This is a genomic window from Streptomyces sp. NPDC052064, from assembly GCF_055585925.1.
This window is the reverse complement of record NZ_JBVJJE010000023.1, coordinates 1-15,084: the sequence shown is the minus strand read 5'-3', so window position 1 is coordinate 15,084 and position 15,084 is coordinate 1. Positions and strand designations below refer to the sequence as shown.

11 protein-coding genes and 1 pseudogene are annotated in these 15,084 nt (G+C 67.6%); 8 read left to right on the top strand and 4 right to left on the bottom strand.

What is annotated here, in order from left to right:
• Window positions 1–325 precede the first annotated feature (325 nt).
• On the top strand, window positions 326–1,006 hold the full coding sequence (locus ACZ6TU_RS38405; protein ID WP_467682255.1) for an HAD family hydrolase: 681 nt from the start codon (window positions 326–328) through the stop codon (window positions 1,004–1,006).
• 70 nt (window positions 1,007–1,076) lie between these two features.
• On the opposite strand, the pseudogene ACZ6TU_RS38400 reads toward ACZ6TU_RS38405, so the two are convergent.
• Window positions 1,077–1,331 (bottom strand): annotated as a pseudogene (locus ACZ6TU_RS38400) (transposase); the annotation flags it as partial.
• A gap of 164 nt (window positions 1,332–1,495) precedes the next feature.
• On the opposite strand from ACZ6TU_RS38400, the gene ACZ6TU_RS38395 reads away from it, so the two are divergent.
• The gene (locus tag ACZ6TU_RS38395) at window positions 1,496–2,164 is read left to right on the top strand and encodes a nucleotidyltransferase domain-containing protein (RefSeq protein ID WP_467682253.1); all 669 of its coding nucleotides are present in this window, start codon (window positions 1,496–1,498) and stop codon (window positions 2,162–2,164) included.
• Window positions 2,165–2,967: 803 nt separating this feature from the next.
• Here ACZ6TU_RS38395 and ACZ6TU_RS38390 read toward each other — a convergent pair.
• Both ACZ6TU_RS38390 and ACZ6TU_RS38385 read right to left on the bottom strand, forming a co-directional pair.
• Window positions 2,968–3,888, bottom strand: a complete 921-nt coding sequence (locus ACZ6TU_RS38390) for an aminoglycoside phosphotransferase family protein (RefSeq protein ID WP_467682251.1) — start codon at window positions 3,886–3,888, stop codon at window positions 2,968–2,970.
• Between the two features lie 325 nt (window positions 3,889–4,213).
• Window positions 4,214–5,338 carry a LacI family DNA-binding transcriptional regulator gene (locus ACZ6TU_RS38385; RefSeq protein ID WP_403882776.1) on the bottom strand — a complete coding sequence of 375 codons (1,125 nt, stop codon included), beginning with the start codon at window positions 5,336–5,338 and terminating at the stop codon, window positions 4,214–4,216.
• Window positions 5,339–5,743: 405 nt separating this feature from the next.
• On the opposite strand from ACZ6TU_RS38385, the gene ACZ6TU_RS38380 reads away from it, so the two are divergent.
• The 5 genes from ACZ6TU_RS38380 to ACZ6TU_RS38360 all read left to right on the top strand — a co-directional run bounded on the left by ACZ6TU_RS38380 (window position 5,744) and on the right by ACZ6TU_RS38360 (window position 14,079).
• Window positions 5,744–7,081, top strand: a complete 1,338-nt coding sequence (locus ACZ6TU_RS38380; protein WP_467682247.1) for an ABC transporter substrate-binding protein — start codon at window positions 5,744–5,746, stop codon at window positions 7,079–7,081.
• Window positions 7,081–8,040, top strand: a complete 960-nt coding sequence (locus ACZ6TU_RS38375) for a carbohydrate ABC transporter permease (RefSeq protein WP_467682245.1) — start codon at window positions 7,081–7,083, stop codon at window positions 8,038–8,040. The genes ACZ6TU_RS38380 and ACZ6TU_RS38375 overlap by 1 nt, the downstream gene beginning before the upstream one ends.
• The gene (locus ACZ6TU_RS38370) at window positions 8,037–8,924 is read left to right on the top strand and encodes a carbohydrate ABC transporter permease (protein WP_467682243.1); all 888 of its coding nucleotides are present in this window, start codon (window positions 8,037–8,039) and stop codon (window positions 8,922–8,924) included. The genes ACZ6TU_RS38375 and ACZ6TU_RS38370 overlap by 4 nt, the downstream gene beginning before the upstream one ends.
• 107 nt (window positions 8,925–9,031) lie before the next feature.
• Window positions 9,032–11,344 (top strand): glycosyl hydrolase family 65 domain-containing protein, encoded by a 2,313-nt coding sequence (locus ACZ6TU_RS38365; protein WP_467682241.1) that lies wholly within the window; start codon window positions 9,032–9,034, stop codon window positions 11,342–11,344.
• A gap of 449 nt (window positions 11,345–11,793) precedes the next feature.
• Window positions 11,794–14,079 (top strand): exo-beta-d-1,3/1,6-glucosidase, encoded by a 2,286-nt coding sequence (locus ACZ6TU_RS38360; protein ID WP_467682239.1) that lies wholly within the window; start codon window positions 11,794–11,796, stop codon window positions 14,077–14,079.
• Between the two features lie 28 nt (window positions 14,080–14,107).
• On the opposite strand, the gene ACZ6TU_RS38355 is transcribed toward ACZ6TU_RS38360, so the two are convergent.
• Window positions 14,108–14,413 carry a hypothetical protein gene (locus ACZ6TU_RS38355; protein ID WP_467682237.1) on the bottom strand — a complete coding sequence of 102 codons (306 nt, stop codon included), beginning with the start codon at window positions 14,411–14,413 and terminating at the stop codon, window positions 14,108–14,110.
• 62 nt (window positions 14,414–14,475) lie between these two features.
• Here ACZ6TU_RS38355 and ACZ6TU_RS38350 point away from each other — a divergent pair, with 62 nt between their 5' ends.
• Window positions 14,476–15,018: a hypothetical protein gene (locus ACZ6TU_RS38350; protein WP_467682235.1), complete on the top strand. Its 543-nt coding sequence runs from the start codon at window positions 14,476–14,478 to the stop codon at window positions 15,016–15,018.
• The last annotated feature ends 66 nt before the right edge of the window (window positions 15,019–15,084 follow it).

The window sequence follows — 15,084 nt, the reverse complement described above, 5'->3', positions numbered from 1 at the left end:
CCGATACGAACGTAAGGCCGAACACTTCCTCGCCTTCGTCGGCATAGCCGCAGCCCTCATCAGCTACCGCCGACTCACCAAGTGAAACGACCTCTTAGAAGACGCGCACCTGGCCGACCGGGGATGTTCGCGAGCACCACATTTGGAAATTGCTCGTCCATTCGTCGGACGGTACTCGCGCCGCACAGTCGACGCTCTCGAATTACAGCGCCGATGCGCTACTGAACTTGAATTCGTGATGTCGGTCTGACAGGTGCCGAGTGTGGTGCTGGTGTCCGGCTCGAAGGGGGTCGACCAGCGGGCCTCCGTTCACCAGACTGGGCGGGTGACGACACCACCAGCCTCTCCCGACAATCTCCGTGCTGTTCTCTTCGACTCAGGCGGCGTGCTGATGCAGCCGATCGGTGGCCGTTGGAACCCGCGAGCGGACTTCGAGCAGACCGTCCTCGCCCACGCCCCGTCGATCACACCGGAACAGTTCGCGGCGGCCATCAGCGCGGGCGACCGCTTCTTCGCCACCTCGTCGTCGACGCCCCACTACGACGATTACCACCGGGTGATGCTCCACCACCTCGGCGTGGAGCCGACCTCGCAACTCCTCGCCGACTTGAGCCGCGAGGTCCCCCCGACCGTGTTCCTGGAGACGTACCCGGACGTCGAGGAGACCCTGGAGGAGCTGAGCCGGCGGGGGGTGCGGATGGCCGTGGTGTCGGATGCCTGGCCCGGTTTGCCCGACCTGCACGCCGGACTCGGGATCGGCCGGTTCTTCGAGGCGTATGCAATCTCCGCCGTCCTGGGCTGCAACAAGCCGGACCCGCGCATGTACCACCACGCCAGCGCCGCGCTGGACCTCGCTCCTGCGCAGTGTCTGTTCGTCGATGACGATCCGGATCTGGTCGCCGCGGCTATCCGACTCGGCTATGTAGGACGTGCGCTTTGCCGGGACTCGGCCGTCTCGGACGTGCCCTCCATTACCTCCCTGACGGAACTCCTGCATTTCTTCTGACACATGCGGCACGGTCTTCCTGGGGTTTGGTCGCAGCTCGGCGACGGAATTGCCGGTGGCCCGGCCCGGGTCAGCGGTAGAGGTCCGGACCGGTGCTGGTGAGGCAGCCGTCAATGACGTGGGGCTGGTACTGCAGCATCTTGAGCTTGCGCTTGACGGCCTGGGTGATCTGGCCCAGGTCGGCGGCGGCGAGGTTACCGAGGTCGCGCTTGACCAGGGACCACACGCCTTCCTGCGGGTTCAGGTCCGGCGCGTAGGTGGGCAGCTGGAACACGGTGAGCCAGTCGGCGTTCGCGGCGATGAACTCGCGTAGCGGTGCGGTCAGGCCCCGGTACTGGTGGGCTCTCGTAATCAACTGTCGCCAGTTCTCCGAGGAGCCCAACCGGCTGGTGACCTTATGTGATCGCCAGCGGCGTGCGGCTTCAGGCCCCGCCGATCTCCTTCATTGACCAAAGCCAGGGCCTTCGAGTCCGCTGATAGATTCCTGCGGTGAGCGAGCAACTGCCCAGCGGCGGCATCGAGCTGTCACCTGACGAGATCGAAGCCCTCCACGCCAGGTGGTCATCCTGCTGGACCCCGAGTGAGGTCGCGCAGCAGTTGGCCGGGATCAGCACTCCCTGGTACGTGGCCGCGGGCTGGGCGCTGGACCTGTTCCGCGGCAGGCAGACGCGCTCGCACGGGGACATCGAGATCGCGATTCCGGCCGCGAGCTTTCCCGAGGTCCGCAACCGCTTCCCCGGATACGTGTTCGACGCGGCAGGCAGCGGCCGGATCTGGGAGGACGCCACACCGGAGGTGCTGGCCGCCGTACATCAGACATGGCTGCGCGATCCGGCCACCGGCAACTACCTGCTCGACGTGTTCCGCGAACCGCACGACGGCGACACCTGGATCTGCCGACGCGATGAGAGGATCCGGTTTCCCTACAGCGACATCATCCACCGCACCCAGGAAGGCATCCCGTATCTGGCGCCCGAACTGGTCCTGCTGTTCAAGGCCAAGCACGCACGCCGGAAGGATCAAGCAGACTTCGACGCGACTGTCCCGCATATGTCCTCGCGTCAGCGCGAGACCTTGGCCGAGCTACTCGCCCGCGCCCATCCGGGGCATCCCTGGCTCGAGGATCTTCAGCCCCCGCTTCGTTCGATTTCGGACTGAAGCGCACCAGTTCGAAGAGGCCCTCGGTACTGGTTGCCGGTGGACTCTCGTATCAACTGTCGTCGGTTCCCCGAGCCGCCCAACCTGTTGGTGCCCGTCCGTGATCACCACCGGCGTATCGGTTCCATGTCCCGCCGGTCAGCGGGATCTGGCCGAGGCCGAGCTGCCGCAGTCTCTGCGAGGTATTTCCCGGCTGGTCGTGGCGCAGGGCCAGCCAGGCCAGTCCGCTGCTGGGCTTGTCCATCGCCACCAGCAGGTCGAACAGCGGGACCAGCTCGGGACGGACCCGGCCGGTGCCGTCGTCGAGGAGGGCGGTGAGCCGGTCAGAGAGCGTGCAGCGTTCGCAGAGTCGTTTGCCGGAAGGAAGTGCCGGAGGGCGGACGTGTAGGACTCGCCGGTCTTGGCGGCGCGGGCACGCACCTGGCGCTTGAAGTTCCTAAGGGCTGTCATCGCGGCCTTCCACGCCTTGAGCGACAGCTCCCCAGCAACCTCGCCCGAGGCGATCGGGCTGCAACAACGACCTGAGACGCTGGTCCCTTTGCCTCCGATGGGAGACCGTACCGGGGACGGTCGCGGGAGGTTCGGCGTAGGCCACGCAGTCAGTCATCATGCTGTCGCTCGCGGGCTCCGTCAACATCCTTCAACACGTCCAGCGCACCGTCGAATGGCCGGCTGCTGGAGGGTTCAGCGTGTTGAGCTGAGCTGTGCGACATCCCGCGAGTTGGCCGGGAAGCACGAAGCTGGGAAGGTGACGACGACTTGCGCGCCGCTTCGCTTCGCGGGAGCCTGCTCGGCCCGGTCCTTCAGCGGGACGCTGCGATCAGGCGTCGCAGTGAGGTGTGAGCAGGTGGGCCCCAGGTGGCCTTGCCCCCAGGGCGGCCGTGGACGCCGGCCTCTCCGATGCAGATGCCGCTGAGGGCGCGCAGCACCGCCCAGCCGCGGGCGCGGCGCAGGGTTGCGGCGTCCGCGGCCGGCCGGTAGGCCTCGTAAAAGCGGTCGGCGGCGCCGTCCGGCAGCAGTATCCAAGGAGCAGCGAGGTCGATGGCCGGATCGCCCGTGCAGAGGTCTCCGAAATCGATCACGCCGCAGAAGGTGCCGCCTTCGGTGAGGACATTGGCCGGATGCAGGTCGCCGTGGAGCCACAGCGCGGGGCCCTCCCAGGCGGGGGCGGCGATGGCGTCTTCCCAGACTGCGCGGACGGCGTCCGAGTCGGGGATCAGCCCCAGCTCGGTGGCCGAGGCGAGTTGCCTCTCGAACTGCTCGGCGCGGTCGGCCAGTGGCCCTCCGCGGCCGTACTCGTCGTCGGCGGGTGCCCGCTCGGGGGCGGGTTGGTGCAGAGCTGTCAGGAATGTGGCCAAGGTATCGGCCGCCTCCGCAGCGTGGGTGGCGGGGGCGCGGTCGGCGGGTTCGCCCGGTACCCAGGTGGTGACGATCCAGGGCCGCGGAAACCGTTCGGATGGCTCACCGAGGCGCTGCGGGACGGGGATCGGCAGCGGAAGGTGCGGGGCGAGAGTGGGTAGCCAGGCGTGCTCCTTGCGCAGTAGCGCGTCCGCGGACTGTGTCGCCCAGGGCAACCGGACGGCGAGGTCGTCGCCGAGCCGCCACAGCTGGTTGGCCCAACCACGCGCGCCGAGCTTCAGGGGGTGCTCGGCCAGGTCAGAGTGCTGGTCACGCAGCAGGTCCCGGACCAACTCAGCAGTGATCTCGATCTCGGTGTGGGTCATGCGGAGCAACGGTAGTCGGACGGTGATCCGCCGTTTGTGACGCCCAACACTCCGTGCCCCTCAAACTTCGATGGCATGAACTCACCGATTATCAACCGACGATGGCAAAGACCAAGGTTCGGTGGCACAGGACAGCAGGTCATGGGCCCAGACGGGGAAGTCCACCGGCAACGCCCGCCACTTGACGCCGTTGTCGACCACGTAGAACACGGCGTCGAGCATGACGCGGTGGCATTAGCTCTCGGGCCGACCGACCTGAGCGCCTCCACCCGCTCTGTGCGCGTCGAGGCGGGAGCGCGCTGCAGCCGCGAAGCCTGGCTGGGACTCACCGGGGCACGGTGCTTTCTCGGACCACGAGGGTGGGCCGGAGAAGGACCTGTTCGGCCTTGGCGTCCGGGTCCTTGAGCCGGTCGAGGAGGAGGCGCATGGTGTGTCGTGCGACCAGTTCCAGTGGCTGGGCGAGGCTGGTCAATCCCGGGTCGACGAAGTGTGCGCCGACGCTGTCGTCGAATCCCACGACGCCGACGTCACGGCCGACGGCCAGTCCCCGCTCCCGGCACGCCTGGAGCGCACCGATCGCGATCGTGTCGCTGACGCACACGAAGCCTGTCGGCGGCGTCTTCCTGTCGAGGAGTCGAACAGCGAGCTCCCGGCCCGTGCTGATCTCGTCGGACCCGCGGACCGCGAGATCACGGGTCGAGAAGCCGTGTGCACGCATGGCGCGGCGCCAGCCGGACTCCCGGTCGTCCCCGAACCCGTTGCGCCCGTCCAAGCCCAAGTAGGCAATGCGCCGGTGACCGCGTTCGGCGAGATGGTCCACGGCCTGCTCCATACCGGCGGCGCCGTCGACGTCGACCCACCACGTGTCCGACATGGGATGACCCCAGGGGCGCCCGAAGGAGACGAAGGGAATGCCGCGTTCGCGCAGGAAGGTGATACGAGGGTCGTGGTCCTGGGTGAAAGTGATCACGAAGCAGTCGACGGTGTTCGTGCTGAAGATCTCCTGGATGACCTGGATCTCTTCCTCGTCGGTGGCGGCGGGGTGGCAGTAGACCGCATGGTCGGCTCGGTGTGCCGCTACCGAGAGTTCGTAGAGAAAGCTCGCCCATACCCCGCCCGACTGGCCTTCGGTGGTCGGCAACAGCCGAAAGCCCACGGCCCGCGGAGACTGCGTGCGCAGTGAACGCGCAGCCTGGTTGGGTCGGTAACCCAACTCGTCGACTGCTTTGAGGACCCGCCGCAACGTAGTTGGGCTGAGACGGTCCGGGGAGTTCAAGGCGTAGTGAACGGTCTGCTTGGAGACTCCCACCCGCGCCGCCACCATGGCCATGGTCGGCCTTGACGACGCGGACGTTCCCTCAGCGGCCGGCTTGCGACCGCGCCGCGGAACCGATGGTTGATCGGTAAAACCCATCCGCTCATTCTGGTGGGCAGGAAGCGCGACAGTCAAGCATGTTCGACCCGCCCGCCCGTACTGTCGCGCCGATCAGGGCCGCAGGATCGCTGAGGGCTGTCGTCGAGCGTTCCCGGGTGTGTCATGCGCACGCCTCACGCCGCAGAGGACACCCGTGACCTGGTGGAAGATCCGCGAAGTGGTCAGGGGGTATGCCGGGCCCCTCCCGATGGCGCCCCAGTGCGGGCGCCGCTGCGACGGTCGCCGTCTCGTGCGTGCAGACCTCTTGACTTGCTGCGGCAAACGCCCCTACGGTCCCCGTTTTATCGGTAACACAGAAGTTATATCGATGACACCGAGGGCCCGCGAACCTGCGCCCACAAGCTCGAACCAGGCGCCGTGACGCGGCGAAACGATCAAGGGCTGCTCTACGGCGACGTACCGTCAGCGGAAGGGACGACTGTGTTCAGAAGCAGGAATGTGATCAAGGAGGCGGCTGCCGCCTCGACTGTTGACCGCCGCAACCTCCTCAAGGCGGGCATGTTCGCCGGTCTCGGTCTGGCCGCCGCGCCCGCGCTTGCGGCATGCGGCGGTGGCTCCGCGGGGAGTGGACCTGGACTGAAGTGGGCGGGTTGGGACGGGCCGCCCCAGTCCGAAGTGTTCCGTCGGTTCTCCGAGAAGATGACCGAGAAACTGGGCGTGAAGGTCACTTACCAACAGGTCGTGGGTGACTACCTCTCCAAGCTGCTGCCGCAACTGTCGGCCGGCGCCGCTCCCGACGCCTTCTACGTCGGTGACATCTACATGGCCAAGCTGATCGAGACCAAGCAGGTGCTCGACCTCACCGACTACCTGGACAGTGGCCACGCCGCGGTCAAGCTCGATGACTTCCACGAGGGGCTGTACCGGTGGTGCAGGCCCGCGGACGGCAGCCCCGGGCTGTTCGGACTGCCGGTGGACTGCAGTCCGTTGGTGTTCTGGTTCAACAAGGACCTCCTGGCCGAGGCGGGCGTCAGCACCGACCCGGCCGCCCGGTTCGAGGCGGGCACCTGGACCCAGGACGCGCTGACCGACCTGCTCGACAAGATCCGCGCCACCAAGAAGAGGGGTCTGGTGCTCAATGGCAGCAACTGGTTCGACTGGTTCGGCTGGATGTCCACCTTCGGCGGGACGCTCTTCGACGAGTCCGGTAAGGCGGTGTTCGACGCCGACCCCAAGTCCCAGGAGGCGCTGGCGTGGCTGTTCGAGCAGTTGAAGTCGGGAAACATCACCTACTCCGGTGCCCTCCCGCAGGGACAGGGCGCTGACGTGCTGTTCTACGCCGGCCAGCTGGCCTGCTTGACCTATTCCCGCGTCATCCTGCCGAACGTCAAGAAGGCCAAGTTCGGCTTCGACATCGCCCCCTTGCCCTCCCCGTCCGGTAAGGACGTCATGCCGGTACCGGTCAACACGGCGGCGCTGTCGGTCAACGCCAAGTCCAAGAACCAGGCCAAGGCGCTGGAGTTCCTCGGCAACTTCCTGAACGCCGACGGGCAGAGGTTCCGCCTGTCCGGCGGCGGCAACGCGGTGCCGTCGATCAAGGGTCTGGACGACATCGTCACCGAGGGCCACGTGCCCGCGCACGGCAGCCTGTTCAACGACGTCGCGGCCAAGGGCTACGCCGTCCCCAGCGCGATCGCCGGCAACGCGAAGGTCGCCCAAGAGCTCCCGGTGCTGGTGGACAAGATGCTCAAGGCGGGCAACGAGACGCCGCGTTCGTTCAGCGGCAAGGTGGTCAAGCTGATCAACGGGGGCGCCTGATGGCCGTCAGCAGCACCGGTTCCCAGGCTCGGGCGCGGCTGACGTCCGCGGCCCCGGACGTCCACCCGGACCGCCGGAGCCGGCGTTGGCGAGGCGGGGACACGGCCGCGGGATACCTGTTCCTGGCGCCCCAGTTGCTGGGGCTGGTGGTGTTCATGGTCGGCCCGCTGCTGTTCGCCCTGGTGCTGGCGTTCTACCACTGGGACGGGTTCGGCACCCGATCCTTCGCCGGCCTGTCCAACTTCACGGAGGTCGTGTCCGACCCGCGCATCCAGCGCTCGGCGGTCAACACCGTCTGGTTCACGGTGTTGCAGGTGCCGGGACTGATGCTCACGGGATTGTTCTTCGCCCTGCTGATGCAGCGTGCCGGCAAGCTGACCCCGGTGTACCGGCTGGCGTTCTTCGCCCCGGTGATCACCTCTTCGGTTGCGGTCGCGGCGATCTGGCTGTGGCTCTTCAACCCCGACATCAGCCCGGTCAACAACGCGCTACGCGGGATGGGGCTGCCCGCGCCGAACTGGCTGCAGGACGCCCGGTTCGTCATCCCGGCCTTCGCGATCGTCGGGATCTGGCAGGGCCTGGGCTACCAGCTGATCATGTTCATGGCCGGGCTGCAGAGCATCGACCGCTCGTTCCTGGAGGCCGCCGTGCTGGACGGCTGTTCGGAGTGGCAGAAGCTGCGGCACGTCACCATCCCGCTGCTGTCCCCGACCATCCTGTTCCTCTCCATCACCTCGATCATCGGCTCGTTCCAGGTGTTCGACTACATCTACGTCTTCTTCGACGACAGGGCTCCGGACTCCGCCCGCACCATCGTCTACGAGGTGGTCCGGATCGCCTTCGGTGAGTTCAACTTCGGGGCGGCATCGGCTCTCGCCTTCCTCCTGTTCCTGGCCCTGCTCGTAGTCACCGGCTGCCAGCTCGCAGCCCAGAAGAAGTGGGTGCACTACACAGAATGAGTACTTTCTCCGACACCCTCAGCCGCGAGGTCACGACCGCCAAGGGCGCTTCCGGCTCCGGCCGGCCCGCCCGTCGCAAACTGCTGCTGCACGCGGTCCTCGTCGTCTGCGCCATCGGCATGGCGCTGCCGTTCGCCTGGATGCTGTTCTCCTCGTTCAAACCCTTGAGTGAGATCTTCGTACAGCCGCCCAAGCTCTTGCCTCAGGACTGGACCGAGCAGGGCTACCGCACCGCTCTGGGCGGGGCCGACTTCGTCCGCGGGTTCTGGAACAGCACCTACATCGCCCTGACGGTCACCGCGGTCTCCCTGCTCACCTCGGCGATGGCCGCCTACGCGTTCGCGCGGATCGACTTCTGGGGCCGCCGCCCGCTGTTCATTGTCTTCCTCGCGACCATGATGGTGCCCGGCCAGCTCACGATCATCCCGCTGTACATCATCATGGGCTGGCTGGGCTGGGTGGACACCCATGCCGCGATCATCGTGCCGCCCGCACTGTTCAACGCCTTCGGCGTCTTCCTGCTGCGTCAGTACATCAGAGGCATCCCCGTGGAGTTGGAGGAAGCCGCCCAGATCGACGGCGCCGGGCGGGTGCGCCGGTTCGTGACGATCATCCTGCCGCTGCTGCGCACCCCTCTCACGGCGTTGGGGATCTTTACCTTCCTCGGCCAGTGGAACAACTTCTTCTTCCCGCTGATCTTCCTCAACAGCTCCGAGAAGTTCACGCTGCCGCTGCTGGTCAACCAGTTCAAGGGCCAGTACGTCTCTGACTGGCCCGCTCTGATGGCCGCCACGACATTGCTGGCGGCGCCGATGTTGATCGTGTTCGCGTTCGCGCAACGCCAGATCGTCGAAGGCATCGCCCTGTCCGGCTCCAAGTCCTGAGCCACGCACATTCAGAAGGCCGGTTCTCGAACTCCGGGCTACGCCGAGGCCGGCCAGCGCTCCCAGCCCACGCACCCCACAACAAGACCTATCAGAGAAGGGCACGCATGACCCCCCACGGAGACCCCTCCGACCAGGACAACTCCACCCACGACCCGGCACCTACGCGGTCCGAGCACGCTCCTCCCGGTCACGACGACCACACCACCACCGCTACAGAAAAGTCCCGGCCCGACACCGGGTGGACGCTCAGCACCACCGAAACCGACGACGACTACGCGCCGACCTTCCTCGCCAACGGCTATTTCGGTGGCCGGATCCCCGCGGCGGGGACGGGATACGCGACGACGCCGATCGAAACCCAGGCGCACCTGGCCGGGTTCTTCGCCCAGGACGGCCCGATTGAGAAGTACGCGAACATCCCGACCTGGTCCACGCTGGCGTTCTCCGACGAGTCGGGCACCTACGGCCGGCTGCCCCAGGCGGCGCGGGCAGGTGAACAGGATGACCCGGAGCAGGGAGCGGTCAGCGACTACCGGCAGACACTGGACCTGCGGGCCGGGTTGCTGACCACCCAGGCGACGTGGACCTCACCGGCGGGCCGCCGCACCGATCTCACTTACCAGGTACTGGTCCACCGGGCCCGGCATCGTGTGGCCGCGGTCCAGCTCACCTTCACCCCGCACTGGAGTGGCAGCGCGCGCGTGTCCGGGGTCTTCGACGGGACCAGCGCAAGGCTGACCGAACAGTCGATCAAGGGCTACGACGGTACGGCGGCCGAGTCGTACGAGACGGTGACCACGCTCGGCACGGGTATCACCGCAGCGCTCGCGTCGCGACTGGTACTGCCCACCGGGGTGGCGGCACACGTCGCCGAGTTCGAGACCGACGAGGTCCAGTCGGTTGGTGTGCAGGCGACCTTCGATGTGGAGGCCGGCAGCATGTACACGGTCACCAAGTACGTCGGCGTGGCCAGTTCCCAGGACTGCGAAGACCCGTTGCCGGCTGCTCGCGCCGCCGCGGCGGCCGCGGCGGACACCGGGTACGGTGACCTGCTTGCCGAGCACAAGGTGGCGTGGGACGACCTGTGGCGGGCCGACATCGAGGTCCTGGGGGATCCGGTGCTGCAGCTGCAGGTCCGCGCGAGCATGTTCTACCTGCTGGCAAGCACCCGCGCCGGGGTGAACTGGAGCCTGTCCCCGTGCGGCCTGTCCGGCGACGGTTACAACGGGCACGTCTTCTGGGACACCGAGACCTGGATGTATCCAGCGCTGCTGGCCCAGCACCCGGACATCGCGGCGGGTATGAACACCTATCGACAGCAGCGTCTGGCCGCGGCCCAGGCGTACGCGGCCCGGACGGGGTTCGCGGGTGCGAGGTTCCCCTGGGAGAGCGCGCTGCACGGAGACGAACAGACCCCACCCGGCTGGGAAATGGGTGACCTCGAGCACCACATCACCGCTGACGTCGCACTCGCCCACTGGCAGTACTACCTCGCCACCGGCGATCGCGGCTGGCTCGCCGAGAAGGCCTGGCCGGTGCTGAAGGGTGCCGCCGAGTTCTGGGTGAGCTCCGCCGTTCCCAATGATGCTGGCGGCTACGACATCAAGCAGGTGATGGGGCCGGACGAATACCACTTCCCGGTCGACAACAGCGTGTACACCAACGTCGCGGCCGCTAAGACCCTGCGGATCGCCACCCGGGCGGCACAGGTCGTGGGCGTGGCCCCGGCCCCCGAGTGGGACCGGGTCGCCGACGGCCTGCGGATCCCGTACGACGAGGATCTGGGCATCCATCCGCAGTACGACGGCTACGACGGCGAAACCATCAAGCAGGCCGACGTGGTGATGCTGCAGTACCCCTGGGAGCACCCCATGCCCGCCGAGGTCGCGCGGAACGATCTCGACTACTACGTGCCGCGCACCGACCCTGACGGGCCGTCCATGACCGACTCCATCCACTCCATCGCCCACGCCGCACTGGGTACGCCCGGCTCCGCAGCCTACGACTTCATGCGGCGCAGCGTGGACCCGTTCATACGCGGACCGTTCAACCAGTTCGCCGAGGGACGTCACGGAGGCGCGTTCACGTTCACCACCGGACAGGGCGGTTTCCTTCAGGTGTTCCTCTACGGCTTCAGCGGGATGCGCTGGCGTGAGGACCGACTCAGCCTCGACCCGACCTTGCCACCTCAGTTGGACGGCATCACCCTGCGCCGGATGCTGTGGCAGGGACGCGAGTTCGACGTCGAGATCGGCCCGGAGCACACCACGATCACGCTGACCGGAGGTCTCCCGACGACAGTCGAGGTCGCGGGCGCGACACACCCACTGCGTCAGGGCGCACCGCTGATCCTGCCAACCCGCCGGCCCGACGTGCTGCCCACCAGTGACCTCGCCGGCGCGTCGCGGAGAGCGTGACCGCAAGCTCGCGGTCCCTCTCCGCGTCCATCAGCGCCGCGACAGGCAATCCGGCCACCGCCTGACCATCCACGACGCCGTTACTGCCCGCCGCAAGCCGGTCATCACCGGAGCCCTAGTGGCGGCGCATCAGGCCCAGGGCAACAATCAACTGCGACTGGTGGCCCGCGGACGCGAAGGGGGCCCGCGGATCCCTGAGCGAAGCGGTGCCGCCTGCGACACCTTCGTCCGCAGCCCGAACCCAGCCTCCACCGGTACGGCAACGTGGCCAAGGCCATCGCGCTTGCAGGCGAACCCCCGCAGGCAACGGCGTCTGATGCACCGTCTCGACAGTTTCCCAGGAGATCGAACTCATGAGTTCACAAGCACACCGGGACCCGGCAACTGCGTGCCATGGCGTGGGATCGGAGTCCTCCTCTCGCCCCGAGCGCCCCGCGGGCCCAGTGACCATGACCTCGCCGGCCTACCGGGACCCTTCGAGACCGCTCGAGGAACGCCTCGAGGATCTGCTCGCCCGCATGACGCTGCCGGAAAAGGTCGGACAGATGCTCCAGCTGGACGCCCGGGGCGACCTGGAGGACGTCGTGGCCACGAAGCTGGCCGGGTCGATCCTGCATGCCTCGCCCGAGCGCATGCAGGCTGCCATCGAGCTGGCGGCAGCCACCAGGCTGGGCATCCCGCTGCTCGTCGCTGACGACTGTATCCACGGCCACTCGTTCTGGCCGGGTGCCACGATCTTCCCCACGCAGTTGGGGATGGCCTGCACCTGGGACACCGAGCTCGTCGAGCGCATGGCCAGGGCCACCGCGGTGGAAGTCGCCGCGACGGGCATCCACTGGACCTTCTCGCCGGTGCTGTGCATCACCCGCGACCTGCGATGGGGCCGTGTGAACGAGACCTTCGGGGAGGACCCACTGCTCATCGGGGAGCTGGGCGCCGCGATGGTCCGCGGGTATCAGGGAGCGGGACTGGACGACCCGACAGCGATTCTGGCCTGCGCCAAGCACTTCGCGGGCTACTCGGAGACGCAAGGCGGACGCGACGCGAGCGAGGCGGACCTGAGCCGGCGCAAGCTGCGCTCATGGTTCCTGCCGCCGTTCGAGAGGGTCGCTCGCGAAGGCTGCCGCACGTTCATGCTCGGCTACCAGGCGATGGACGGGGTCCCGATCACGGCGAACAAGTGGCTCCTGAACGACGTCCTCAAGGGCGAATGGGAGTTCACCGGCACGCTCGTGACCGACTGGGACAACGTGGGCCGGATGGTGTGGGAGCAGAAAGTCTGCGCAGATGCCGTGGAGGCCGCAACGGTCGCGGTGCGGGCCGGAAACGACCTGGTGATGACCACACCGGACTTCTTCGAGGGCGCTCAGGAAGCAGTCGCGCAGGGGCGGCTGCGAGAGGAGGAGATCGACGAGGCGGTCCGGCGGATCCTGAAACTCAAACTGGAACTGGGCCTGTTCGAGGACCCCCGCGCGCCGGACCGGACACGCCAGGCCGACGTGATCGGCTGCGCCGAGCACACCGCCCTCAACCTCGAACTCGCCCGAAGGTCACTGGTGCTGCTGCGCAACGACGGCACCTTGCCCTTGGAGGGCGGATCGACGGTAGACGGTCAGGGGCACACCGTGACCCCTGCGGGCCCTCGCACGATTGCCGTGATCGGTCCCAACGGCGACGACCCGCAGGCCATGCTCGGCGACTGGGCCGGCGCTTCCGGTCAGGTGGACTGGATGCCGGACGGGCACCCGCGTGAGACCGTCACCACGGTGCTCGACGGTTTCCGCGCAGCCGTTCCCGACGGGTGGACGGTCACCTACGCCCGCGGCGCCGACATCGGGCGCCTCGTGCCGGACCCGCAAGGCCCGGTGTACCCCGACGGACAGCCACGTCCGCCCCTGTTCGCGCCCGCGCCCGTCGACGAGGCTCAGATCGCGGAGGCGGTGAGCCTCGCGCGCGCGGCGGATTACGTCGTCGCCGTCGTCGGAGACACCGTCGCGCTGACCGGTGAAACCTGCTCGACCGCGACCCTGGAACTGCAGGGCGGACAGGTCGCCCTCCTCGAGGCGCTCGTCGCCACCGGCACACCCGTCGTCGTGGTGCTGCTCCACGGCAAGCCCTCGGTACTCCCCGACGCCGCGCTGGCGGCGGCAGCGCTGATCGAGGCGTTCAACCCAGGCATGCGAGGCGGCCAGGCGGTGGCCGAGCTCGTACTCGGTCTCATCGAGCCGTCGGGACGCCTGCCCCTGTCCGTGCCACGCCATGTCGGGCAGCAGCCTGTCTACTACAACCAGGTGCGCGGCCAGCATGGTGACCGTTACGCCGACCTGACCCAGGAACCACTCTTCGTCTTCGGGGAGGGTCTGTCCTACAGCACGATCGAGTACACCGACCTGGCCATCCTCGATGAAGTCGTGGCATGGGACGGCGTGGTTCGCGCCGAGGTCACCGTCTCCAACACCGGCGCTCGGCCGGTACTGGAGACCGTGCAGGCCTACATCAGCGACGTGGTCACGAGCGTCACGTGGGCGGAGCGGGAACTCAAGGCGTGGCGGCAGGTCACGGTCCCACCCGGTGACAGCGTGCGGGTCCGGCTGGAGATCCCCGCCGCGGCATGCTCCCTGGTCGACGCCGAAGGGCGCCGGATCGTCGAGCCCGGAGCGTTCGACCTGCTCGTCGGCCACAGCTCACGCGCCGCCGACCTGCTTCGCGCCCGTTTCACCCTCAGCCAGCCATGACATTCCGTCACCCCGCGACCCTCATATGTCACCGCAGACTGACCAAGCGTCCCTCCACGTGCTTCTTCATCGCGGCCGTCATCGCGTCGGCGCCGGGCACGTCCGGGTAGCTCGTGGCCCAGGGGCAGGAGCGGTCGGTGCTGCTGTCGCTGACGATGTTCACGCTCTTGAGCTTGGTCAGGTCGACATGGGTGCCGGTGTCGTTCCCTCCGGTCCGGGACGGGATGTCCGGGGAGGGCGCGGAGTCCGCCGGTGTCGAGCCGGTGGAGCAGGCGGCTGTCAGGGCGAGCGAGCCGAGTATGAGGAGGACAGGGGCGAGGGTGCGTCTGGGCATGCGGGAACCCGGGTGCGTGAGGTGCTGGGGCGTGGGGCGCGGTGCGGGGTGCGTGAGCTGTCATGGCGCTGCGGCGTGCCGCTTCGATGCCTTACGAAGGGCAAGGGTTTTCATTCCGCCGGGTCAAGGCGGTCCTTTTCGGCTCCGACGACCTGCGCTGGACTGCTCCCGTGCCCGGCACAGCGCCCGTTCCGCGGCTGCGCCTGACCGAGAAGGGCCGCTTCACCGCGACGAAGGCGGCTGCCATCGTCCCGGTCCGGGTCAGCCAGTCCCTCGTCTTCGACCAGATGTTGTGGCGGGCCACCCCTTACAGCCGCCGCAGCACCATCGCCCGGGACGTGGCCACCGAAGCCGGAATGATCATGCTGCCTGCCGCGCGTTCCGGTCCCGTCGAGGACGGCGATGGGCGTGGCCACGACGCCATTGAAGACTGTGCAGCCTGCCCTTGTCAGCTGAGAGCCCATCACCGTCGACAGAACGTCGGCCACATCCCTGAGGCCGAGGCGTTCATAATCCGCCGAACGCACCTTCGCAGGGGGCCGACGGGTGAGGATGCCGTGGGATGGCAGCGATCTCCTAAGACGTCATCTCATTTGGGTCGGTAGGCTGTCGGTCGTGGTCTCGATCGTTGAGCGGCTGGTGCCGGATGAGCTGTGGGAACTGTTCCAACG

Coding starts and splice junctions, on each gene's coding strand:
- ACZ6TU_RS38390 (WP_467682251.1), bottom strand. CDS start 3,888: ATGACCCACACCGAGATCGAGATCACTGCTGAGTTGGTCCGGGACCTG.
- ACZ6TU_RS38375 (WP_467682245.1), top strand. CDS start 7,081: ATGGCCGTCAGCAGCACCGGTTCCCAGGCTCGGGCGCGGCTGACGTCC.
- ACZ6TU_RS38370 (WP_467682243.1), top strand. CDS start 8,037: ATGAGTACTTTCTCCGACACCCTCAGCCGCGAGGTCACGACCGCCAAG.
- ACZ6TU_RS38365 (WP_467682241.1), top strand. CDS start 9,032: ATGACCCCCCACGGAGACCCCTCCGACCAGGACAACTCCACCCACGAC.
- ACZ6TU_RS38360 (WP_467682239.1), top strand. CDS start 11,794: ATGACCTCGCCGGCCTACCGGGACCCTTCGAGACCGCTCGAGGAACGC.
- ACZ6TU_RS38355 (WP_467682237.1), bottom strand. CDS start 14,413: ATGCCCAGACGCACCCTCGCCCCTGTCCTCCTCATACTCGGCTCGCTC.
- ACZ6TU_RS38350 (WP_467682235.1), top strand. CDS start 14,476: ATGGCGCTGCGGCGTGCCGCTTCGATGCCTTACGAAGGGCAAGGGTTT.